Origin of the sequence: Mesorhizobium sp. M8A.F.Ca.ET.161.01.1.1 (assembly GCF_004792105.1) — a bacterium.
Lineage (GTDB): Bacteria > Pseudomonadota > Alphaproteobacteria > Rhizobiales > Rhizobiaceae > Mesorhizobium.
Genome location: NZ_SRTD01000247.1, coordinates 1 through 339, shown reverse-complemented (window position 1 = coordinate 339; position 339 = coordinate 1). Strand labels below are relative to the sequence as shown.

The following is a 339-nucleotide window of genomic DNA, read 5'->3' as shown; positions in this document are numbered from 1 at the left end:
GGCAATGGCACCGGGTAGTACTGGTCGCGCACGATCAGGTCGGTGTGGCACAGGCCGGCGGCCACCACTTTCACCCGTACTTCGTCATCCTGCACGCCACGCAGCGTGGCCTGCTCGATGACGAAGGGCTGTTCCTTGCCGCGCACAACGGCAGCGGTGATCTCACGGGATGCAGCGTCGTTGTTCATGCGTGGGTCCTCCTGGATCAGATCGGGTAGGCGGGCGCTTCGCCCTTGACGGTCAACCACTGCCACTGGGTGAACTCTTCCCCGTTGGCCGGGCCGCCGATGCTGGTGCCGTTGCCGGACGCACCCACGCCGCCGAAGGGATTGATCACCT

1 pseudogene is annotated in these 339 nt (G+C 65.5%); it reads right to left on the bottom strand.

The features are described 5' to 3' along the window. A pseudogene (locus EN804_RS35555) lies at window positions 1-188 on the bottom strand (NAD(P)-dependent alcohol dehydrogenase); the annotation flags it as partial. Between the last annotated feature and the right edge of the window lie 151 nt (window positions 189-339).